The organism is Microterricola pindariensis (assembly GCF_002936985.1).
Lineage (GTDB): Bacteria > Actinomycetota > Actinomycetes > Actinomycetales > Microbacteriaceae > Microterricola > Microterricola pindariensis.
Genome location: NZ_MPZN01000005.1, coordinates 19813 through 37927, shown reverse-complemented (window position 1 = coordinate 37927; position 18115 = coordinate 19813). Strand labels below are relative to the sequence as shown.

General features: G+C 63.4%; 29 protein-coding genes. 28 read left to right on the top strand and 1 reads right to left on the bottom strand.

Annotation, left to right across the window (positions count from 1 at the left end; all coding sequences use genetic code 11):
- Nucleotides 1-11: 11 nt before the first annotated feature.
- The 4 genes from rpsL to tuf all read left to right on the top strand — a co-directional run bounded on the left by rpsL (nucleotide 12) and on the right by tuf (nucleotide 4367).
- Nucleotides 12-386, top strand: a complete 375-nt coding sequence (rpsL, locus tag GY24_RS02785; RefSeq protein WP_047405383.1) for a 30S ribosomal protein S12 — start codon at nucleotides 12-14, stop codon at nucleotides 384-386.
- Nucleotides 386-856 carry a 30S ribosomal protein S7 gene (rpsG, locus tag GY24_RS02780; RefSeq protein WP_047405385.1) on the top strand — a complete coding sequence of 157 codons (471 nt, stop codon included), beginning with the start codon at nucleotides 386-388 and terminating at the stop codon, nucleotides 854-856. The genes rpsL and rpsG overlap by 1 nt, the downstream gene beginning before the upstream one ends.
- A 90-nt stretch (nucleotides 857-946) precedes the next feature.
- Nucleotides 947-3061, top strand: a complete 2115-nt coding sequence (fusA, locus tag GY24_RS02775; RefSeq protein ID WP_083363047.1) for an elongation factor G — start codon at nucleotides 947-949, stop codon at nucleotides 3059-3061.
- A gap of 112 nt (nucleotides 3062-3173) precedes the next feature.
- Nucleotides 3174-4367, top strand: coding sequence for an elongation factor Tu (tuf, locus tag GY24_RS02770; protein WP_083363048.1), 1194 nt, complete (start codon nucleotides 3174-3176; stop codon nucleotides 4365-4367).
- Between the two features lie 79 nt (nucleotides 4368-4446).
- On the opposite strand, the gene GY24_RS02765 is transcribed toward tuf, so the two are convergent.
- Entirely contained in the window at nucleotides 4447-4914 is a 468-nt protein-coding gene (locus GY24_RS02765; protein ID WP_104474255.1) for an OsmC family protein, read from the bottom strand.
- 103 nt (nucleotides 4915-5017) lie between these two features.
- Between GY24_RS02765 and GY24_RS02760 the strand changes: the two genes are divergently transcribed.
- From GY24_RS02760 to GY24_RS02645, 24 genes are all read left to right on the top strand, one after another.
- Nucleotides 5018-5200 carry an antitoxin gene (locus tag GY24_RS02760; RefSeq protein WP_083363050.1) on the top strand — a complete coding sequence of 61 codons (183 nt, stop codon included), beginning with the start codon at nucleotides 5018-5020 and terminating at the stop codon, nucleotides 5198-5200.
- 144 nt (nucleotides 5201-5344) lie between these two features.
- The gene (locus tag GY24_RS02755; RefSeq protein ID WP_104474254.1) at nucleotides 5345-6064 is read left to right on the top strand and encodes a YoaK family protein; all 720 of its coding nucleotides are present in this window, start codon (nucleotides 5345-5347) and stop codon (nucleotides 6062-6064) included.
- 421 nt (nucleotides 6065-6485) lie between these two features.
- On the top strand, nucleotides 6486-6794 hold the full coding sequence (rpsJ, locus tag GY24_RS02750; RefSeq protein ID WP_005050520.1) for a 30S ribosomal protein S10: 309 nt from the start codon (nucleotides 6486-6488) through the stop codon (nucleotides 6792-6794).
- 10 nt (nucleotides 6795-6804) lie between these two features.
- On the top strand, nucleotides 6805-7464 hold the full coding sequence (gene rplC / locus GY24_RS02745; RefSeq protein ID WP_083363052.1) for a 50S ribosomal protein L3: 660 nt from the start codon (nucleotides 6805-6807) through the stop codon (nucleotides 7462-7464).
- Nucleotides 7465-7468: 4 nt separating this feature from the next.
- Nucleotides 7469-8128 (top strand): 50S ribosomal protein L4, encoded by a 660-nt coding sequence (gene rplD / locus GY24_RS02740; RefSeq protein WP_083363053.1) that lies wholly within the window; start codon nucleotides 7469-7471, stop codon nucleotides 8126-8128.
- The gene (gene rplW, locus GY24_RS02735; protein WP_055834670.1) at nucleotides 8125-8427 is read left to right on the top strand and encodes a 50S ribosomal protein L23; all 303 of its coding nucleotides are present in this window, start codon (nucleotides 8125-8127) and stop codon (nucleotides 8425-8427) included. The genes rplD and rplW overlap by 4 nt, the downstream gene beginning before the upstream one ends.
- A 16-nt stretch (nucleotides 8428-8443) precedes the next feature.
- On the top strand, nucleotides 8444-9283 hold the full coding sequence (rplB, locus tag GY24_RS02730; protein WP_083363054.1) for a 50S ribosomal protein L2: 840 nt from the start codon (nucleotides 8444-8446) through the stop codon (nucleotides 9281-9283).
- Nucleotides 9284-9295: 12 nt separating this feature from the next.
- A complete protein-coding gene (gene rpsS, locus GY24_RS02725) occupies nucleotides 9296-9577 on the top strand; it encodes a 30S ribosomal protein S19 (RefSeq protein ID WP_047405419.1) in 282 nt (93 codons plus the stop codon).
- 26 nt (nucleotides 9578-9603) lie between these two features.
- Nucleotides 9604-9969, top strand: coding sequence for a 50S ribosomal protein L22 (rplV, locus tag GY24_RS02720; protein ID WP_067225646.1), 366 nt, complete (start codon nucleotides 9604-9606; stop codon nucleotides 9967-9969).
- Nucleotides 9969-10733 (top strand): 30S ribosomal protein S3, encoded by a 765-nt coding sequence (rpsC, locus tag GY24_RS02715; protein ID WP_067225650.1) that lies wholly within the window; start codon nucleotides 9969-9971, stop codon nucleotides 10731-10733. Before rplV ends, rpsC begins: the two co-directional genes overlap by 1 nt.
- A 2-nt stretch (nucleotides 10734-10735) precedes the next feature.
- Nucleotides 10736-11155 (top strand): 50S ribosomal protein L16, encoded by a 420-nt coding sequence (rplP, locus tag GY24_RS02710; RefSeq protein ID WP_083363055.1) that lies wholly within the window; start codon nucleotides 10736-10738, stop codon nucleotides 11153-11155.
- Nucleotides 11155-11475, top strand: a complete 321-nt coding sequence (rpmC, locus tag GY24_RS18000; protein ID WP_083363056.1) for a 50S ribosomal protein L29 — start codon at nucleotides 11155-11157, stop codon at nucleotides 11473-11475. Before rplP ends, rpmC begins: the two co-directional genes overlap by 1 nt.
- Nucleotides 11476-11477: 2 nt before the next feature.
- A complete protein-coding gene (gene rpsQ / locus GY24_RS02700) occupies nucleotides 11478-11783 on the top strand; it encodes a 30S ribosomal protein S17 (RefSeq protein WP_083363057.1) in 306 nt (101 codons plus the stop codon).
- Between the two features lie 33 nt (nucleotides 11784-11816).
- Nucleotides 11817-12185: a 50S ribosomal protein L14 gene (gene rplN, locus GY24_RS02695; protein ID WP_047405432.1), complete on the top strand. Its 369-nt coding sequence runs from the start codon at nucleotides 11817-11819 to the stop codon at nucleotides 12183-12185.
- 3 nt (nucleotides 12186-12188) lie between these two features.
- Nucleotides 12189-12548, top strand: a complete 360-nt coding sequence (gene rplX, locus GY24_RS02690; RefSeq protein ID WP_083363058.1) for a 50S ribosomal protein L24 — start codon at nucleotides 12189-12191, stop codon at nucleotides 12546-12548.
- Nucleotides 12548-13126 (top strand): 50S ribosomal protein L5, encoded by a 579-nt coding sequence (gene rplE, locus GY24_RS02685; RefSeq protein WP_104474253.1) that lies wholly within the window; start codon nucleotides 12548-12550, stop codon nucleotides 13124-13126. Before rplX ends, rplE begins: the two co-directional genes overlap by 1 nt.
- A 140-nt stretch (nucleotides 13127-13266) precedes the next feature.
- The gene (rpsH, locus tag GY24_RS02680; protein ID WP_083363059.1) at nucleotides 13267-13665 is read left to right on the top strand and encodes a 30S ribosomal protein S8; all 399 of its coding nucleotides are present in this window, start codon (nucleotides 13267-13269) and stop codon (nucleotides 13663-13665) included.
- A 6-nt stretch (nucleotides 13666-13671) separates the two neighbouring features.
- Nucleotides 13672-14208 carry a 50S ribosomal protein L6 gene (rplF, locus tag GY24_RS02675; RefSeq protein ID WP_083363060.1) on the top strand — a complete coding sequence of 179 codons (537 nt, stop codon included), beginning with the start codon at nucleotides 13672-13674 and terminating at the stop codon, nucleotides 14206-14208.
- Nucleotides 14209-14210: 2 nt separating this feature from the next.
- Nucleotides 14211-14582 carry a 50S ribosomal protein L18 gene (gene rplR, locus GY24_RS02670; protein WP_083363061.1) on the top strand — a complete coding sequence of 124 codons (372 nt, stop codon included), beginning with the start codon at nucleotides 14211-14213 and terminating at the stop codon, nucleotides 14580-14582.
- Nucleotides 14579-15274 (top strand): 30S ribosomal protein S5, encoded by a 696-nt coding sequence (gene rpsE, locus GY24_RS02665; protein WP_083363062.1) that lies wholly within the window; start codon nucleotides 14579-14581, stop codon nucleotides 15272-15274. The genes rplR and rpsE overlap by 4 nt, the downstream gene beginning before the upstream one ends.
- Complete coding sequence (gene rpmD, locus GY24_RS02660; RefSeq protein ID WP_083363063.1) at nucleotides 15274-15459, top strand: 50S ribosomal protein L30; 186 nt, start codon at nucleotides 15274-15276, stop codon at nucleotides 15457-15459. Before rpsE ends, rpmD begins: the two co-directional genes overlap by 1 nt.
- On the top strand, nucleotides 15459-16025 hold the full coding sequence (rplO, locus tag GY24_RS02655) for a 50S ribosomal protein L15 (protein WP_104474252.1): 567 nt from the start codon (nucleotides 15459-15461) through the stop codon (nucleotides 16023-16025). The genes rpmD and rplO overlap by 1 nt, the downstream gene beginning before the upstream one ends.
- A gap of 125 nt (nucleotides 16026-16150) precedes the next feature.
- Nucleotides 16151-17473, top strand: a complete 1323-nt coding sequence (secY, locus tag GY24_RS02650) for a preprotein translocase subunit SecY (RefSeq protein ID WP_083363065.1) — start codon at nucleotides 16151-16153, stop codon at nucleotides 17471-17473.
- Nucleotides 17470-18111: an adenylate kinase gene (locus GY24_RS02645; protein WP_104474251.1), complete on the top strand. Its 642-nt coding sequence runs from the start codon at nucleotides 17470-17472 to the stop codon at nucleotides 18109-18111. Before secY ends, GY24_RS02645 begins: the two co-directional genes overlap by 4 nt.
- Nucleotides 18112-18115: the final 4 nt, after the last annotated feature.

Sequence of the window (18115 nt, the reverse complement as noted above, 5' to 3'; positions counted from 1 at the left end):
GGAGCTCAGTAGTGCCAACGATTCAGCAGTTGGTCCGCAAGGGACGCACGCCGAAGGTCACCAAGACCAAGGCCCCCGCCCTGAAGGCCAACCCCCAGCAGCGTGGTGTTTGCACCCGCGTCTACACCACCACCCCGAAGAAGCCGAACTCGGCCCTTCGCAAGGTTGCCCGTGTCAAGCTCTCCAACGGCACCGAGGTCACCGCCTACATCCCCGGTGAGGGCCACAACCTCCAGGAGCACTCGATGGTGCTCGTTCGCGGTGGTCGTGTGAAGGACCTCCCCGGTGTGCGCTACAAGATTGTTCGCGGCGCGCTCGACACTCAGGCAGTTAAGAATCGTAAGCAGGCTCGCAGCCGCTACGGAGCGAAGATGGACAAGAAGTAATGCCTCGTAAAGGACCAGCACCCAAGCGCCCCGTCGTAGCCGACCCGGTATACGGCGCCCCGATCGTCAGCCAGCTCGTCAACAAGATCCTTCTTGATGGCAAGAAGGGCCTCGCTGAGCGCATCGTTTACGACGCACTCGAAGGCGTTGCAGCGAAGAACGGCCAGGACGCCGTTGTCACGCTCAAGAAGGCACTCGACAACGTTCGCCCGACCCTCGAGGTCCGGTCGCGTCGCGTCGGTGGCTCCACCTACCAGGTCCCGGTCGAGGTCAAGCCTCACCGCGCCAACACCCTGGCTCTCCGCTGGCTCACCAGCTACGCCAAGGCTCGTCGCGAGAAGACCATGACCGAGCGCCTCACCAACGAGATTCTCGATGCGAGCAACGGCCTCGGCGCCGCTGTCAAGCGTCGTGAAGACACGCACAAGATGGCCGAGTCGAACAAGGCCTTCGCACACTACCGCTGGTAGCAAGTGCCTTTCGGATGCCGCGGGCTCACGCCCGCGGCATCCGAGAGCCTCGTTCGACCCCATCAAACAACAAACTTTCGGAGGAATCCCGTGGCACAAGATGTGCTCACCGACCTGAGTAAGGTCCGCAACATCGGCATCATGGCTCACATTGATGCCGGTAAGACCACCACGACCGAGCGCATCCTGTTCTACACGGGCGTCAACCACAAGATCGGCGAGACCCACGATGGTGGCGCGACGACCGACTGGATGGAGCAGGAGAAGGAACGTGGCATCACGATTACTTCCGCTGCGGTCACCTGCTTCTGGAACAAGAACCAGGTCAACATCATTGACACCCCCGGCCACGTTGACTTCACCGTTGAGGTAGAGCGCTCGCTCCGCGTCCTCGACGGCGCCGTTGCTGTGTTCGACGGCAAGGAGGGCGTTGAGCCCCAGTCCGAGACCGTGTGGCGTCAGGCCGACAAGTACGTCGTCCCCCGCATCTGCTTCGTCAACAAGATGGACAAGCTGGGCGCAGACTTCTACTACACCGTCAGCACCATCGTCAGCCGTCTCGGCGCTCGCCCGCTGGTTCTCCAGCTGCCGATCGGTGAAGAGTCCGGCTTCGAGGGCGTTGTCGACCTCGTCGAGATGCGTGCACTCACCTGGCGCGGCGACGCAAAGGGTGACGTCCAGATGGGCGCCAAGTACGCCATCGAGGAGATCCCCGCCGACCTCGTCGAGAAGGCCGCCGAGTACCGCACCGCGCTGCTCGAGGTTGTCGCCGAGACCGACGACGCTCTGATGGAGAAGTACTTCGGTGGCGAAGAGCTCACCGTCGCCGAGATCAAGGGCGCGATCCGCAAGCTCACGGTCAACAGCGAGATCTACCCGGTTCTCTGTGGCTCTGCCTTCAAGAACCGCGGCGTTCAGCCGATGCTCGACGCTGTCATCGACTACCTCCCGTCGCCGCTCGACGTCCCGGCCATCGAGGCCCACGACGCCCGCGACGAGGAGAAGGTCGTCCTCCGTCACGCCGACGCCACCGAGCCGTTCGCCGCTCTCGCGTTCAAGGTTGCTGTGCACCCGTTCTTCGGTCGGCTCACCTACATCCGCGTGTACTCCGGCCGCCTCGACAGCGGTGCACAGGTCATCAACTCGACCAAGGGCAAGAAGGAGCGCATCGGCAAGATCTTCCAGATGCACGCCAACAAGGAAAACCCTGTTGACTCCGTCACCGCTGGAAACATCTACGCCGTCATCGGCCTCAAGGACACCACCACCGGTGACACCCTGTGTGACCCGGACAACCAGGTTGTTCTCGAGTCGATGACCTTCCCCGAGCCCGTCATTGAGGTTGCTATCGAGCCCAAGACCAAGGCTGACCAGGAGAAGCTCGGCACCGCGATCCAGAAGCTCGCCGAAGAAGACCCGACGTTCCGCACCGAGCAGAACGCTGAGACCGGTCAGACGGTCATCAAGGGCATGGGCGAGCTCCACCTCGACATCCTCGTTGACCGCATGAAGCGCGAGTTCAACGTTGAGGCCAACGTTGGTAAGCCGCAGGTTGCTTACCGCGAGACCATCAAGAAGGCCGTCGAGAAGCACGACTACACCCACAAGAAGCAGACCGGTGGTTCGGGTCAGTTCGCGAAGATCCAGTTCGGCCTCGAGCCGATGGAGGTCACCTCCGACAAGATCTACGAGTTCGACAACAAGGTCACCGGTGGCCGTATCCCTCGCGAGTACATCCCCTCGGTGGACGCGGGCTTCCGGGATGCCATGCAGTACGGCATCCTCGCTGGGTACCCGTTGGTCGGCGTCAAGGCAATCCTGCTTGACGGCGCTGCCCACGACGTCGACTCTTCGGAGATGGCGTTCAAGATTGCCGGCTCGATGGGCTTCAAGGAAGCCGCTCGGAAGGCAAACCCGGTTCTGCTCGAGCCGCTCATGGCCGTCGAGGTCCGCACCCCTGAGGAATACATGGGTGATGTCATCGGCGACCTGAACTCGCGTCGCGGTCAGATCCAGTCCATGGAGGACGCAAGCGGTGTGAAGGTTATTCGCGCCAATGTTCCGCTCTCGGAAATGTTCGGTTACATCGGTGACCTGCGGTCGAAGACCTCTGGTCGCGCCGTGTACTCGATGACCTTCGAAAGCTACGCCGAGGTTCCCAAGGCTGTCGCCGACGAGATCGTGGCAAAGAACAAGGGCGAATAGCCCCTGTTAGTGCGAGCCATCCGGTTCGCGTAACATAACAAACAATCACCGTAGAGAACCGGTCGCAATCCAGCGACCGGGGCTTCTACTCGAGTCCTGAGGAGGACCCACAGTGGCCAAGGCCAAGTTCGAGCGGACCAAGCCGCACGTAAACATCGGAACGATCGGTCACGTTGACCACGGTAAGACCACGCTGACTGCAGCGATCTCGAAGGTCCTGGCAGACAAGTTCCCGTCCGCCACCAACGTGCAGCGCGACTTCGCTACCATCGACTCCGCTCCCGAGGAGCGCCAGCGTGGTATCACGATCAACATCTCGCACGTCGAGTACGAGACCCCGAAGCGCCACTACGCGCACGTCGACGCCCCGGGTCACGCTGACTACATCAAGAACATGATCACCGGTGCTGCTCAGATGGACGGCGCAATCCTCGTGGTTGCCGCTACTGACGGCCCGATGGCTCAGACCCGTGAGCACGTTCTGCTCGCCAAGCAGGTCGGCGTGCCGTACCTGATGGTCGCGCTGAACAAGTCCGACATGGTTGACGACGAAGAGATCCTTGAGCTCGTTGAGCTCGAGGTTCGCGAGCTCCTCTCCAGCCAGGGCTTCGACGGCGACGAGGCCCCCGTGGTCCGCGTCTCCGGCCTGAAGGCTCTCGAGGGCGACGAGAAGTGGACCCAGGCTGTCCTGGACCTCATGACCGCTGCTGACGAGCACATCCCGGACCCCGTCCGTGACCGTGACAAGCCGTTCCTCATGCCCGTCGAGGACGTCTTCACCATCACCGGTCGTGGAACGGTCGTCACCGGCCGCGCCGAGCGTGGAACCCTGAAGATCAACTCCGAGGTCGAGATCGTCGGCATCCGCCCGACGCAGAAGACCACGGTCACGGGTATCGAGATGTTCCACAAGCAGCTCGACGAGGCCTGGGCCGGCGAGAACTGTGGTCTGCTGCTCCGCGGCACGAAGCGTGAAGACGTCGAGCGTGGCCAGGTTGTCGTTCAGCCCGGTTCCGTGACGCCTCACACCAACTTCGAGGGCACCGCCTACATCCTGTCCAAGGATGAGGGTGGCCGTCACAACCCGTTCTACGCGAACTACCGTCCGCAGTTCTACTTCCGTACCACGGACGTCACCGGCGTCATCACGCTGCCCGAGGGCACCGAGATGGTCATGCCCGGCGACACCACCGACATGACCGTTGAGCTGATCCAGCCCATCGCCATGGAAGACGGCCTCGGCTTCGCCATCCGTGAGGGTGGCCGCACCGTTGGCGCCGGCACGGTGACCAAGGTCCTCAAGTAGTTTCTACTGGTTGATCCCTGATGGGGTCGAGCCTTCGGGCTCGACCCCATCAGTCTTTTAACGCGGCCCAGCGCTGCCGTCAGTGCAGCGGTGCGCCGTTCACGGTCGTGCTCAGTTCGATGCTGTCGCCGACGCTGCGCGCCACGGTGCAGCTGGCCGCGATCGAGCGGCCGATGATCGCCAGCAGCTTCTGCTTCTCGGCATCACTCAGGCCGCCCAGCTCGAGCAGCATCTCCTCCTCGATCGCGAAGTAGCGCTCCTCCGCCGGGTCCGAGTCGCCGTGCGCCCACACGGTGGAGGCGAAGTCGTCGCCGAGGCGGCGGGCCGTCGCCCGATCGGAGCTCATCCCCGCGCAGCCGGCCAGCGCCAGCTTGAGCAGCTCACCCGGGGTGAAATGGCCGGGTGCATCGACGGGCCCGATCAAGACCTCGCTGCCGCGCGCGTTGCGACCGATGTATCGCCGTGTGCCCGTGCGGGTGGCGCTGACGCTGGTCGGCCCGCTCCTGGCAGAGGGGGCGGCAGAGGGTGCTTCCGAGAATTCGCTCATGCCCCATTGTGCGGCAGTGGTCCTCTGTACATATTCAGGGAGCGGAACAAGAATGGAGGTATGCGCGCCGCTCGGCACGCGTGCCGCGACGAAAGGGGCGAGTATGGGTATCGAAGATCTGACCAACCAGGCCAAGGATTTCCTGAAGAGCGAGCAGGCTGAAGGCATCAGCGACAAGCTCCTCGACGGGGCGGCCGGCCTCGCCAACAAGGTCAGCGGCGACAAGTTCGCCGACCACGTCGACACCGCGCGCAACGCGGCCGACGGGGCCGTCGGCAACGAGTAGAGGCTTCCCGGGAGCAATCCCACAAATCCTGGGCGGGGCCGAGCGCAAGCTCGGCCCCGCTTTGCTGTGCACGACCTGCGGTGCACGACCGCCACGGCGGGGCCGCATCGCGGGCTTCGCTAAAGTCGTCTGCGGAGGTCAACCATGACGGATGCCACGCGCGCCCCATTCGACAAGAAGCAGGCCGATCGCTTCTACCTGCCCGCGCTGCTCCTGCTCACGCTCGCCACCGGCGTCGTCGACGCGGTCAGCTACCTCGCGCTGGACAGGGTCTTCACCGGCAACATGACGGGCAACGTGCTGTTCATCGGCTTCGCACTGGCGGGGGAGGGCGACATCCCGCTGCTGAACAACACGCTCGCGCTGGTCGGCTTCCTGCTGGGCGCGCTCGTGGCCGCACGCGTGCTGCGGGGCCGGAGGCACGGCAGCCGGCTGCCGACCGCCAACCTCCTCGTCTTGGTCGGCGGGGCCGCGTTCACCGTCGCGCTGGCCGTGTTCTGGCTCGTCGTCGGCACCCTGGACGAGGGCACCATGCTCGGGGTCACTGCGGTGCTCGCGCTCGTCATGGGTGCACAGGCGGCGAGCGTGCGCTCGACGGGCATCAGTGACGTGAGCACGATCGTCGTCACCAGCACCCTGGCCAACCTCGCGATCGACAGCCGGCTCGCCGGCGGGCCGGGCGAGAAATGGCCGCGGCGCGTCTTCGCCGTCGTCGCGATGGGCGCAGGCGGCGCGATCGGCGCACTGCTGCTCCGCTTCACCGGGCACGGGGCAATCCCGCTGCTAGTGGCCGGCCTTGTCATGCTCGCCTGCGTGCTGTTGCTGCACCGGGCGCGAACCCGTGAACTCGCTGCATCCGCCTGATCCGAGCACGGCGACTGCCCCGGAATGACGGGGGAGTCGCGCCCGCCGAGCGCGACACGCCCGGGTTGCACTTGCCCCTGATTTGTGGCAAACTTGTCCAGTTCAACATTTCCGTCGTTCGTGCTGCGCACACCGACGGGATCACTGCCAGGTAGTGCATAGTTTCGCCCCGGTTCTCCGCTGTGAGAACCGATCGAGCTAGGCCGCGGGGAGCAGAACAAACTTCATCACAGCCATGCCCAGAGCTTCGCTCTGCGCCGTGACGGCCTCGGCCCGAACAGTGGGGTGATGAGGGTGGTGCGGGCCTCGGCCCAGAGCCGCCCGATTGACAGATAAATAGTGGTGCGACTTACGAAGTACTACGACGGCGTCCAATGCAGCCAACCGGATGTAAGACGCCTTGACAGAGAGAGAGTCAGACATGGCGGGACAGAAGATCCGCATTCGACTTAAGTCTTACGACCACGAGGTAATCGATACCTCCGCTCGCAAGATCGTTGACACGGTCACCCGTGCTGGTGCCACCGTTGTTGGCCCGGTACCGCTTCCGACCGAGAAGAACGTGGTGTGCGTCATCCGTTCACCTCACAAGTACAAGGACAGCCGGGAGCACTTTGAAATGCGCACCCACAAGCGTCTGATCGACATCATCGACCCGACGCCCAAGGCCGTCGACTCGCTTATGCGTCTCGACCTGCCGGCAGACGTCAACATCGAGATCAAGCTCTAAGGGGGCCGGGATGTCTTACGCAGATACGAAGACCTCCAAGGGACTGCTCGGCACGAAGCTCGGCATGACCCAGGTCTGGGACGAGAACAACAAGCTTGTTCCCGTTACCGTCATTGAAATCGCCCCGAACGTGGTCACCCAGGTTCGCAACGTCGAGACCGACGGCTACCTCGCCGTCCAGATCGCGTCCGGCCAGATCGACCCGCGCAAGGTGAACAAGCCTGCCGCTGGTCACTTCGAGAAGGCTGGCGTCACGCCTCGCCGTCACGTCACCGAGGTTCGCACCGCGGATGCCGCTGACTACAGCGCTGGCCAGGAGCTCACCGTCGAGGGAACCTTCGAGGCCGGCCAGCTGGTCGACGTCATGGGCACCTCGAAGGGCAAGGGTTTCGCCGGTGTCATGAAGCGTCACAACTTCAAGGGTGTTTCCGCTTCGCACGGTGCACACCGCAACCACCGCAAGCCCGGCTCCATCGGTGCTTCCTCGACCCCGAGCCGTGTCTTCAAGGGCATGCGCATGGCCGGTCGCATGGGTGGAGAGCGCGTCACCGTGCTCAACCTCAAGGTGCACTCGGTTGACGCCGAGAAGGGCCTCCTGCTGGTCAAGGGTGCCGTTCCCGGTGCTCGCGGCCGTCTCGTTTTCGTTCGCAACGCAGTGAAGGGGGCGTAACCAGATGGCTACCGCTACCAACACCATCGACGTCGTCGACGTGAAGGGCAAGAAGGCCGGCTCCATCGAGCTGCCCGCCGAGCTCTTTGACGTTCCGACGAACGTTCCGCTCATCCACCAGGTCGTTGTCGCGCAGCTCGCTGCCGCACGCCAGGGCACGCACAAGACCAAGGGTCGCGGCGAGGTTTCTGGTGCAGGCCGCAAGCCGTTCAAGCAGAAGGGAACCGGTCGCGCTCGTCAGGGCTCGATCCGCGCCCCTCAGATGACCGGTGGTGGAATTGTCCACGGCCCGACGCCTCGTAACTACGAGCAGCGCACCCCCAAGAAGATGATTGCCGCTGCTCTGCTCGGCTCGCTCTCGGACCGCGCTCGTGGAGCACGCGTGCACGCTGTCGAGTCTCTCGTTCTGAACGAGACCCCGAACACGCAGGCCGCTCTTGGGCTCCTCGCTCACGTCGCAACCTCGAAGCACGTTCTCGTCGTGCTCGAGCGCGGTGACGTTGCGAACGCCAAGGCCGTGCGCAACATCCCGTCGGTGCACGTGCTGCAGGCCGACCAGCTGAACGCCTACGACGTGCTCGTCTCTGACGACATCGTCTTCACCAAGGCTGCGCTCGAGGCGTTCATCGCTTCGAAGAGCAAGAAGGAAGAGGTCTCCGCATGAGCGCCACTCAGAACAAGGACCCGCGCGACGTCATCATCGCTCCGGTCGTTTCCGAGAAGAGCTACGGCCTGATCGACCAGGGTAAGTACACCTTCGTCGTGGACCCCCGCTCGAACAAGACTGAGATCAAGCTCGCTATCGAGAAGATCTTCAACGTCGAGGTCGCGTCCATCAACACCCTGAACCGTCAGGGCAAGACCCGCCGCACCAAGTTCGGCATGGGCAAGCGCAAGGACACCAAGCGTGCCATTGTCACGCTCAAGTCCGGTTCCATCGACATCTTCACGGCTGTCGGCTAGGGAGCAGAGGAAAAACATGGCTATTCGTAAGTACAAGCCCACGACCCCGGGTCGTCGCGGATCTTCTGTTGCGGACTTCGCAGAGATCACCCGCTCGACCCCCGAGAAGTCGCTGCTGCGCCCGCTGCCCAAGACCGGTGGACGTAACAACCAGGGACGCATCACGACCCGTCACATCGGTGGTGGCCACAAGCGCCAGTACCGTGTCATTGACTTCAAGCGCAATGACAAGGACGGCATCAACGCGAAGGTCGCTCACATCGAGTACGACCCCAACCGCACTGCACGTATTGCTCTTCTGCACTACGTCGATGGCACGAAGCGCTACATCATCGCTCCGAACAAGCTGTCGCAGGGTGACATTGTCGAGTCGGGTCCCGGCGCTGACATCAAGCCCGGCAACAACCTGCCGCTGAAGAACATCCCCACCGGTACCGTGATTCACGCGATCGAGCTCCGCCCCGGTGGCGGCGCGAAGATGGCCCGCTCGGCCGGTGCATCGGTTCGTCTCGTCGCCAAGGACGGCCCCTACGCGCAGCTTCGTCTGCCGTCGGGCGAAATCCGCAACGTCGACGCGCGCTGCCGCGCCACGATCGGCGAGGTCGGCAACGCCGAGCAGTCGAACATCAACTGGGGTAAGGCCGGCCGTATGCGCTGGAAGGGCGTTCGCCCGACCGTGCGTGGTGTCGCTATGAACCCGGTCGACCACCCGCACGGTGGTGGTGAGGGTAAGACCTCCGGTGGACGTCACCCGGTCAGCCCCTGGGGCCAGAAGGAAGGCCGCACACGCAAGCGCAACCTTCCCAGCGACCAGCTCATTGTTCGTCGACGCAATGTCGGCAAGAAGCGTAAGTAGGAGTTGTAGAAGATGCCACGCAGTCTTAAGAAGGGCCCCTTCGTTGATGACCACCTGCTCCGCAAGGTGATCACGGCGAACGAAGCCAACAACAAGAACGTGATCAAGACCTGGTCGCGCCGCTCGATGATCATCCCCGCCATGCTGGGACACACCATCGCAGTGCACGACGGTCGCAAGCACATTCCGGTGTTCGTCACCGAAACCATGGTCGGGCACAAGCTCGGCGAGTTCGCGCCCACTCGCACCTTCCGTGGTCACGTGAAGGACGACAAGAAGGGCCGTCGCCGCTAACGCGGTGACGTGAAGGAGGAGAAGAAATGGTGGAGTCGATCGCACGCGTGCGACACATCCGCGTCACCCCCCAGAAGGCTCGTCGCGTTGTCAACCTGATCCGCGGCAAGCAGGCACAGGAAGCTCTGGCAATCCTGAAGTTCGCCCCTCAGGGTGCGAGCGAGCCCGTGTACAAGCTGGTTGCCTCGGCAATCGCCAATGCGCGAGTCAAGGCAGACGCCTCGAACACCTTCCTTGATGAGCAGGATCTGTTCATCTCGCAGGCATTCGTGGACGAGGGTGCAACCCTCAAGCGTTTCCAGCCGCGCGCACAGGGCCGCGCATTCCAGATTCTGAAGCGCACCAGCCACATCACTGTTGTGCTCACCACTCCTGAGGAGGGCACGAAGTAATGGGTCAGAAAGTAAACCCCTATGGCTTCCGTCTGGGAATCACCACCGACCACGTGTCGCGTTGGTTCTCTGACAGCACGAAGCCCGGGCAGCGTTACCGCGACTTCGTCGCGGAAGACGTCAAGATCCGTCGCATGCTGAGCACCTCGCTCGACCGTGCCGGCGTTTCGCGCATCGAGATCGAGCGCACCCGTGACCGTGTCCGCGTCGACATTCACACCGCCCGTCCGGGCATCGTGATCGGTCGTCGTGGTGCAGAGGCCGAGCGCATCCGCGCCGACCTCGAGAAGCTCACGAAGAAGCAGATCCAGCTGAACATCCTCGAGGTCAAGAACCCCGAGGCCGACGCTCAGCTCGTTGCTCAGGGCATTGCCGAGCAGCTCTCCGCACGTGTGGCCTTCCGCCGCGCAATGCGTAAGGGCCTGCAGGGCGCTCAGCGGACCCCCGCAGTCAAGGGTGTTCGTATCCAGGTCTCCGGCCGCCTCGGCGGCGCCGAGATGAGCCGCTCGGAGTTCTACCGCGAAGGCCGTGTGCCCCTGCACACCCTGCGCGCGAACATCGACTACGGCTTCTACGAGGCAAAGACCACCTTCGGCCGCATCGGCGTGAAGGTCTGGATCTACAAGGGTGACATCACCAACAAGGAACTCGCTCGCGAGCAGGCGAACCAGAAGTCGTCCCGCCCCGAGCGTCGTGACGACCGCCCGCGCCGTGCACCCCGTGCAGAGGCACAGGCGCCGGTCGCAGCAGGAGTTGAGGCATAACCATGTTGATTCCACGTAAAGTCAAGCACCGCAAGCAGCACCACCCGGGTCGTAGCGGCCAGGCTACCGGTGGCACCAAGGTTTCCTTCGGTGAGTTCGGTATCCAGGCCCTGACCCCCGCTTATGTGACCAACCGTCAGATCGAGTCCGCTCGTATCGCCATGACGCGTCACATCAAGCGTGGCGGAAAGGTGTGGATCAACATCTACCCTGACCGTCCGTTGACCAAGAAGCCGGCCGAAACCCGCATGGGTTCCGGTAAGGGTTCCGTCGAGTGGTGGGTCGCTAACGTCAAGCCGGGCCGCGTGCTCTTCGAGGTTGCCGGTGTCCCCGAGACACTGGCCCGCGAGGCACTGACCCGTGCAATTCACAAGCTGCCCCTCAAGGCACGCATCATCAAGCGCGAGGAGGGCGACGCATAATGGCGATCGGATCCAAGGAGCTCGCAAGCGTCGAGCTGGACACATTTGAAGACGAGCGTCTCGTCGACGAGCTGAAGAAGGCCAAGGAGGAGCTGTTCAACCTGCGCTTCCAGTCGGCCACCGGTCAGCTCGAGAGCCACGGCCGCCTGCGTGCGGTCAAGCGCGACATCGCTCGTATCTACACGGTTCTCCGTGAGCGCGAGCTGGGCATTCGTGCCACGCCCGCACCGGTCGAGGTTCCTGCCAAGGCTGAGAAGAAGACCAAGGCCAAGAAGGACGCCGCTGAGGCTCCTTCGGCTGAAGAGACGAAGGAGGCCTAGTCATGGCTGAGACCAAGAAGGCTGCTGCAGCCGAGGTCGCCGAGACGACCGAACTCGCTCGCGGCTACCGCAAGACCCGTCGTGGCTACGTCACCAGCGACAAGATGGACAAGACCATCGTCGTTGAGGTCGAAGACCGCGTGAAGCACCCCCTGTACGGCAAGGTCATCCGCCGCACGTCCAAGGTGAAGGCTCACGACGAGCTGAACTCCGCGGGCATCGGCGACCTCGTTGTCATCAGCGAGACCCGCCCCCTCAGCGCCTCCAAGCGCTGGCGCCTGGTCGAGATTCTCGAGAAGGCCAAGTAAGCCCTCGGGCTTGCTTCGTAGAAGGAGTTAGAAGTGCTTCAGCAAGAATCACGGCTCAAGGTCGCCGACAACACCGGCGCCAAGGAGCTTCTCACCATTCGCGTTCTCGGCGGCTCCGGCCGTCGCTACGCCGGCATCGGTGACGTCATCGTTGCCACCGTCAAGGACGCAATCCCCGGCGGCAACGTCAAGAAGGGCGACGTCGTCAAGGCTGTCGTCGTGCGCGTCAAAAAGCAGACCCGTCGTCCCGACGGTTCCTACATCAAGTTCGACGAGAACGCCGCAGTGATCCTGAAGAACGACGGTGACCCCCGCGGTACCCGTATCTTCGGCCCGGTCGGCCGTGAGCTTCGTGACAAGAAGTTCATGAAGATCATCTCGTTGGCACCGGAGGTTATCTAAGTCATGGCGAACATCAAGAAGGGTGACCTCGTAGAGGTCATCACCGGCCGCCGCCAGGAAAAGGGCGGTGACCGCGGCAAGCAGGGCAAGGTCATCCAGGTCCTCGTTGAGAAGAACCGCGTGATCGTGGAGGGTGTCAACTTCGTCACCAAGCACGTTCGCGTCGGCCAGACTCAGGGTGGCACCAAGACGGGCGGCATCGAGAAGCACGAGGCATCGATCCACGTGTCCAACGTTGCGCTCGTCGACCCCGAGACCAAGAAGCCCACGCGCGTCGGTTTCCGCAATGAGGAAGTAACGAAGGACGGCGTCACCAAGACGGTCCGCGTTCGTTACGCCAAGAAGTCAGGTAAGGACCTCTAATGACTGACATCGCTACTGGCAAAATCCAGCCGCGTCTCAAGGCGAAGTTCCAGGGAGAGATCTCTGACGCTCTGAAGGCCGAGCTCGGCCTGACGAACGTCAACCAGATCCCCGGACTCGTCAAGATCGTCGTGAACATGGGTGTCGGTGAGGCAGCCCGCGATGGCAAGATCATCGATGGCGCAGTTGCCGACCTGACCAAGATCACCGGTCAGAAGCCGCAGGTCACCAAGGCTCGCAAGTCGATCGCCCAGTTCAAGCTGCGTGAGGGCCAGCCCATCGGCGCCCACGTCACGCTTCGTGGCGACCGCATGTGGGAGTTCCTGGACCGCACGCTGTCCCTCGCCCTGCCCCGCATCCGCGACTTCCGCGGCCTGTCGGACAAGCAGTTCGATGGCAATGGCAACTACACCTTCGGTCTGACCGAGCAGGTTATGTTCCACGAAATCGACCAGGACAAGATCGACCGCGTTCGCGGCATGGACATCACTGTTGTGACGACTGCCAAGAACGACGAACAGGGTCGCGCGCTGCTCAAGGCGCTCGGCTTCCCGTTCAAGACGGCCGAGAACTCCTAGTAGTATCTATAGGTTGGCTCCTTGCTTGCGCAGGGAGCCAACCTAATACCGGGCGTATGCAACCGCATGCGCCCCAGCACCACAGGTCGGCGCCCTTGTAAAGCGCGTCGAAACCTGGTGAATGAAGGAAATGCATCCATATGACGATGACAGATCCGGTCGCAGACATGCTGACCAGACTGCGCAACGCTAACTCGGCGTACCACGACACCGTGTCTATGCCGCACAGCAAGCTCAAGTCGCACATTGCTGAAATCCTCAAGCGTGAGGGTTACATCTCCGGCTTCGAGGTCACCGACGCGAAGGTCGGACAGACCCTCACGCTGGCCCTCAAGTTCGGCCCCAACCGTGAGCGCTCGATCGTTGGCATCAAGCGTGTCTCGAAGCCCGGCCTCCGCGTTTACGCAAAGTCGACCGAGATCCCCACGGTTCTCGGTGGCCTCGGTGTTGCCATTCTGTCCACCTCCAGCGGCCTCCTCACGGACCGCCAGGCCGAGAAGAAGGGCGTGGGTGGGGAAGTCCTCGCCTACGTGTGGTAACCACCTATGTCACGTATTGGTCGACTTCCCATTGACATTCCCGCAGGCGTCACTGTGACGATCTCGGGCCAGAACGTCGCCGTCAAGGGCCCGAAGGGCGAGCTCTCGCTCGTCATCGCCAGCCCGATCGAGGCCAAGGTCGAGGAGAACCAGGTCCTGGTCACTCGTCCCGACGACGAGCGCGCATCGCGCTCGCTGCACGGCCTCACGCGCACGCTCATCGCAAACAACATCATCGGCGTCACCGAGGGCTACTCCAAGGGCCTCGAGATCGTCGGCACCGGTTACCGCGTCGCGCAGAAGGGCAACTCGCTCGAGTTCGCTCTCGGCTTCTCGCACCCCGTCACGGTTGATGCCCCTGAGGGCATCACCTTCACGGTCGAGGGCAACACCAAGCTCACCGTTGCAGGCATCGACAAGCAGGCCGTCGGTGAGGTTGCCGCCAACATCCGCAAGATCAAGAAGCCGGAGCCCTACAAGGGCAAGGGCATCCGCTACGCCGGCGAGGTTGTCCGTCGTAAGGCCGGAAAGGCTGGTAAGTAACCATGGGTCTCGGAACCAGAGGAAAGAGCAAGTCGGCTGCGCGCACACGTCGCCACACCCGACTTCGCAAGAAGATCGAGGGCACCGCGGTTCGTCCGCGCCTCGTCGTCAACCGTTCGGCTCGTCACATCTTCGTGCAGGTCGTGGACGACAGCAAGGGCCACACCGTGGCCTCGGCGTCGACCATGGAAGCAGACATGCGCACCTTCGACGGCGACAAGTCGGCCAAGGCCCGCAAGATCGGCGAGCTCGTCGCCGCGCGCGCGCAGGCTGCCGGCATTGACGCAGTCGTTTTCGACCGTGGTGGTAGCAAGTACGCAGGTCGTATCGCTGCTGTTGCCGATGGAGCGCGAGAGGCAGGGCTCAAGCTGTGAGCGAGATTACTAAGGAGCAAGAGGTGGCTGTAGAGGCACCGGTGGAGACCGCTGCATCGACGGCTCCCGCCCAGAACGAGCGTGAGGCTCGTCGCGGCGGCCGTGAGCGCAACCCCAACCGCGGCGATCGCGGAGCCCGCGACGCTGAGAAGAGCCAGTTCCTGGAGCGCGTTGTCACCATCAACCGCGTGTCGAAGGTCGTCAAGGGTGGTCGTCGCTTCAGCTTCACCGCTCTCGTCGTCGTCGGCGATGGCAACGGACTCGTTGGCGTTGGCTACGGCAAGGCCCGCGAGGTCCCGACCGCCATCTCCAAGGGCGTCGAGGAAGCGAAGAAGAACTTCTTCCGCGTCCCCCGCGTCGCCAGCACCATCCCGCACCCCGTGCAGGGTGAGGCTGCAGCCGGCGTCGTCCTGCTGCGTCCGGCCGCTGCCGGTACCGGTGTTATCGCCGGTGGCCCGGTTCGCGCCGTCCTCGAGTGCGCTGGCATCCACGACGTTCTGAGCAAGTCGCTCGGTTCTTCGAACACGATCAACATCGTGCACGCAACCGTCGCAGCCCTGCAGCAGCTCGAGGAACCTCGTGCAGTTGCCGCCCGTCGTGGGCTCCCCTACGACGAGGTCGCCCCGGCTCGTCTGCTTCGTGCAGAGGCTCAGGCAGCCGAGGCCGCCGCAGCAGCGAAGGCAGGTGCGTAATGGCCGCGCAGCTCAAGGTTACGCAGATCAAGTCCAAAGTTAGTGAGAAGCAGTACCAGCGCGACACGCTTCGCAGCCTGGGTCTCAAGCGCATCGGTGACGTTGTCGTTCGTGAAGACACCCCGCAGAACCGCGGGTACGTCAAGACTGTCGCTCACCTTGTCAAGGTCGAGGAGATTGACTAATGGCTGACGCCAAGGAAACAGCAGAGAAGGACGCCGTCAAGGCTCCGGCCAAGAAGGCCGCAACCAAGGCTCCGGCCAAGGCTGCAGCTGCCAAGGCTCCGGCCAAGGCTGAGGTCGTCGAGGCCCGCGAGCAGGTTCTGAAGGTGCACCACCTTCGTCCGGCTCCCGGCGCCAAGAAGGCCAAGACCCGTGTTGGTCGTGGTGAGGGATCCAAGGGTAAGACCGCGGGTCGCGGCACCAAGGGCACCAAGGCCCGCTACCAGGTTCGCATCGGCTTCGAGGGTGGGCAGATGCCTCTGCACATGCGCACCCCCAAGCTGCGTGGCTTCAAGAACCCGTTCCGCGTTGAGTACCAGGTTGTGAACCTGGACAAGCTCGCCGAGCTGTACCCCAACGGTGGAGACGTCACCATTGGCGACCTCGTCGCCAAGGGTGCGGTGCGCAACAACGAGAAGGTCAAGGTTCTCGGCGAGGGCGACATCAGCGTTAAGCTGAATGTCACCGTCGACAAGGTCTCCGGCTCCGCCGAGGCCAAGATCGTCGCCGCTGGCGGATCAATCAACTAAAAGCACCAGTAGTTGTAACGAGCCTGCCGGGACCTCGCGTAGTATTCGTGGGGGCCCGGCAGGCTCGATTCACACAATGGGTGTGATTGCAGTGACTGATTCTTCACGGAATTACAGGAGGCCTTGTGTTTAGCGCCATCGCGCGGATCTTCCGCACGCCCGATCTTCGCAGGAAGATCGGATTCACCTTGGGCATGGTTGCCCTGTTCCGACTGGGCTCGTTTATCCCGGCGCCGTTCGTTGACTTCAACAGCGTGCAGCAGTGTCTCGCGGCTACCTCGGACACCTCAGGTCTCTACGAGCTCGTCAACCTGTTCAGCGGTGGAGCCCTCCTCCAGCTCTCCATCTTCGCGCTGGGCATCATGCCGTACATCACGGCCTCGATCATCGTGCAGCTGCTGCGCGTGGTCATCCCACACTTTGAGACCCTCTACAAGGAGGGTCAGTCGGGTCAGTCAACGCTGACGCAGTACACCCGATACCTCACCATCGCGCTGGCAGTGCTGCAGTCGACCACTCTGATCACCGTCGCCCGCAGTGGCGCGCTGTTCGGCAGCTCTGGCGGCCCGGCATGTACCCAGCTGCTGACCAACGACGCCTGGTACGCCATCATGCTGATGGTCCTCACGATGACCGCCGGTACCGGTGTCATCATGTGGATGGGTGAGCTCATCACCGAGCGCGGCGTCGGCAACGGCATGTCGCTGCTGATCTTCACCTCGATCGCCGCCATGTTCCCGAACTCGCTCGGCCGCATTGCCGCGTCCAAGGGCTGGGGAACCCTCGCCATCGTGATCGCCATCGGGCTCGTGGTCGTCGCCGCCGTCGTCTTCGTCGAGCAATCGCAACGACGCATCCCTGTGCAGTACGCCAAGCGCATGGTGGGGCGCCGCACCTACGGCGGCAACAACACCTACATCCCGATCAAGGTCAACATGGCCGGCGTGATCCCCGTGATCTTCGCCTCCTCGCTGCTCTACCTGCCCGCCCTGATCGCGCAGTTCAACCAGCCGGCACCCGGCCAGGAGCCGCAGCCGTGGGTGCTCTGGGTCACCGCGAACCTCACCGGCGGCGGCCAGCCCCTCTACATGGCGCTGTACTTCCTGCTCATCGTCGGCTTCACCTACTTCTACGTCGCCATCACCTTCAACCCTGAAGAGGTCGCTGACAACATGAAGAAGTACGGTGGCTTCATCCCCGGCATCCGTGCCGGTCGACCCACCGCCGAGTACCTCGACTATGTGCTCACCCGCATTACGCTTCCCGGCGCGCTGTACCTGGGCATCATCGCCCTGCTGCCGCTGGTCGCGTTCTCCGCGGTCGGCGCCGACCAGAACTTCCCGTTCGGCGGCGCGTCCATCTTGATCATCGTTGGTGTTGGTCTCGAGACGGTCAAGCAGATCGACTCGCAGCTGCAGCAGCGTCACTACGAAGGGTTGCTGCGATGAGCACTACCACCGCAGAGAGCAACATCGCCCGAGGCGCGCGCCTCCTGATCGTCGGCCCGCCCGGCGCCGGCAAGGGCACTCAGGCCAAGCGCATCGGCGCGACGTTCGGGATCCCCGACATCTCGACCGGCGACATCTTCCGCTTCCACATCACGAACGAGACCGAGCTCGGCCTGCGCGTCAAGGCGATCGTCGCCGCCGGCGACTACGTGCCGGACTCGCTCACCAACGAGATCGTGGCCTCGCGCCTCGACGAGGCGGACGCCGCCAACGGCTTCCTCCTCGACGGCTACCCCCGCACGCTGGAGCAGGTGCACTACCTGGACGCGCTGTTGGAGAAGAAGGGTCAGCCCCTCGAGGCCGTGATCCGCCTGGTCGCCGACCAGGAGGAGCTCATCGTCCGGCTCACCAAGCGCGCCCACGAGCAGGGCCGCGCCGACGACACCGAAGAGGCCATCCGCCACCGCCAGGAGGTTTACCTCCGCGAGACGGCCCCGCTGGTCGAGGTCTTCCGCGAGCGTGGCCTGCTGATCGACGTCGACGGCCTCGGCAGCGTCGACGAGGTCGGCGACCGCATCAGCGCAGCACTGCAGGCAGCGGGAATCGGCTCGGCCGACTCCGCCGCCGTCGCTTCCTAAGGCT

Excerpts from the sequence above, each read along its gene's own strand:
- rpsG (WP_047405385.1), top strand. The coding sequence starts at position 386 with ATGCCTCGTAAAGGACCAGCACCCAAGCGCCCCGTCGTAGCCGACCCG.
- GY24_RS02765 (WP_104474255.1), bottom strand. The coding sequence starts at position 4,914 with ATGAGCGAATTCTCGGAAGCACCCTCTGCCGCCCCCTCTGCCAGGAGC.
- GY24_RS02760 (WP_083363050.1), top strand. The coding sequence starts at position 5,018 with ATGGGTATCGAAGATCTGACCAACCAGGCCAAGGATTTCCTGAAGAGC.
- GY24_RS02755 (WP_104474254.1), top strand. The coding sequence starts at position 5,345 with ATGACGGATGCCACGCGCGCCCCATTCGACAAGAAGCAGGCCGATCGC.
- rpsJ (WP_005050520.1), top strand. The coding sequence starts at position 6,486 with ATGGCGGGACAGAAGATCCGCATTCGACTTAAGTCTTACGACCACGAG.
- rplC (WP_083363052.1), top strand. The coding sequence starts at position 6,805 with ATGTCTTACGCAGATACGAAGACCTCCAAGGGACTGCTCGGCACGAAG.
- rplD (WP_083363053.1), top strand. The coding sequence starts at position 7,469 with ATGGCTACCGCTACCAACACCATCGACGTCGTCGACGTGAAGGGCAAG.
- rplW (WP_055834670.1), top strand. The coding sequence starts at position 8,125 with ATGAGCGCCACTCAGAACAAGGACCCGCGCGACGTCATCATCGCTCCG.
- rplB (WP_083363054.1), top strand. The coding sequence starts at position 8,444 with ATGGCTATTCGTAAGTACAAGCCCACGACCCCGGGTCGTCGCGGATCT.
- rpsS (WP_047405419.1), top strand. The coding sequence starts at position 9,296 with ATGCCACGCAGTCTTAAGAAGGGCCCCTTCGTTGATGACCACCTGCTC.
- rplV (WP_067225646.1), top strand. The coding sequence starts at position 9,604 with ATGGTGGAGTCGATCGCACGCGTGCGACACATCCGCGTCACCCCCCAG.
- rpsC (WP_067225650.1), top strand. The coding sequence starts at position 9,969 with ATGGGTCAGAAAGTAAACCCCTATGGCTTCCGTCTGGGAATCACCACC.
- rplP (WP_083363055.1), top strand. The coding sequence starts at position 10,736 with ATGTTGATTCCACGTAAAGTCAAGCACCGCAAGCAGCACCACCCGGGT.
- rpmC (WP_083363056.1), top strand. The coding sequence starts at position 11,155 with ATGGCGATCGGATCCAAGGAGCTCGCAAGCGTCGAGCTGGACACATTT.
- rpsQ (WP_083363057.1), top strand. The coding sequence starts at position 11,478 with ATGGCTGAGACCAAGAAGGCTGCTGCAGCCGAGGTCGCCGAGACGACC.
- rplX (WP_083363058.1), top strand. The coding sequence starts at position 12,189 with ATGGCGAACATCAAGAAGGGTGACCTCGTAGAGGTCATCACCGGCCGC.
- rplE (WP_104474253.1), top strand. The coding sequence starts at position 12,548 with ATGACTGACATCGCTACTGGCAAAATCCAGCCGCGTCTCAAGGCGAAG.
- rpsH (WP_083363059.1), top strand. The coding sequence starts at position 13,267 with ATGACGATGACAGATCCGGTCGCAGACATGCTGACCAGACTGCGCAAC.
- rplF (WP_083363060.1), top strand. The coding sequence starts at position 13,672 with ATGTCACGTATTGGTCGACTTCCCATTGACATTCCCGCAGGCGTCACT.
- rplR (WP_083363061.1), top strand. The coding sequence starts at position 14,211 with ATGGGTCTCGGAACCAGAGGAAAGAGCAAGTCGGCTGCGCGCACACGT.
- rpmD (WP_083363063.1), top strand. The coding sequence starts at position 15,274 with ATGGCCGCGCAGCTCAAGGTTACGCAGATCAAGTCCAAAGTTAGTGAG.
- rplO (WP_104474252.1), top strand. The coding sequence starts at position 15,459 with ATGGCTGACGCCAAGGAAACAGCAGAGAAGGACGCCGTCAAGGCTCCG.
- GY24_RS02645 (WP_104474251.1), top strand. The coding sequence starts at position 17,470 with ATGAGCACTACCACCGCAGAGAGCAACATCGCCCGAGGCGCGCGCCTC.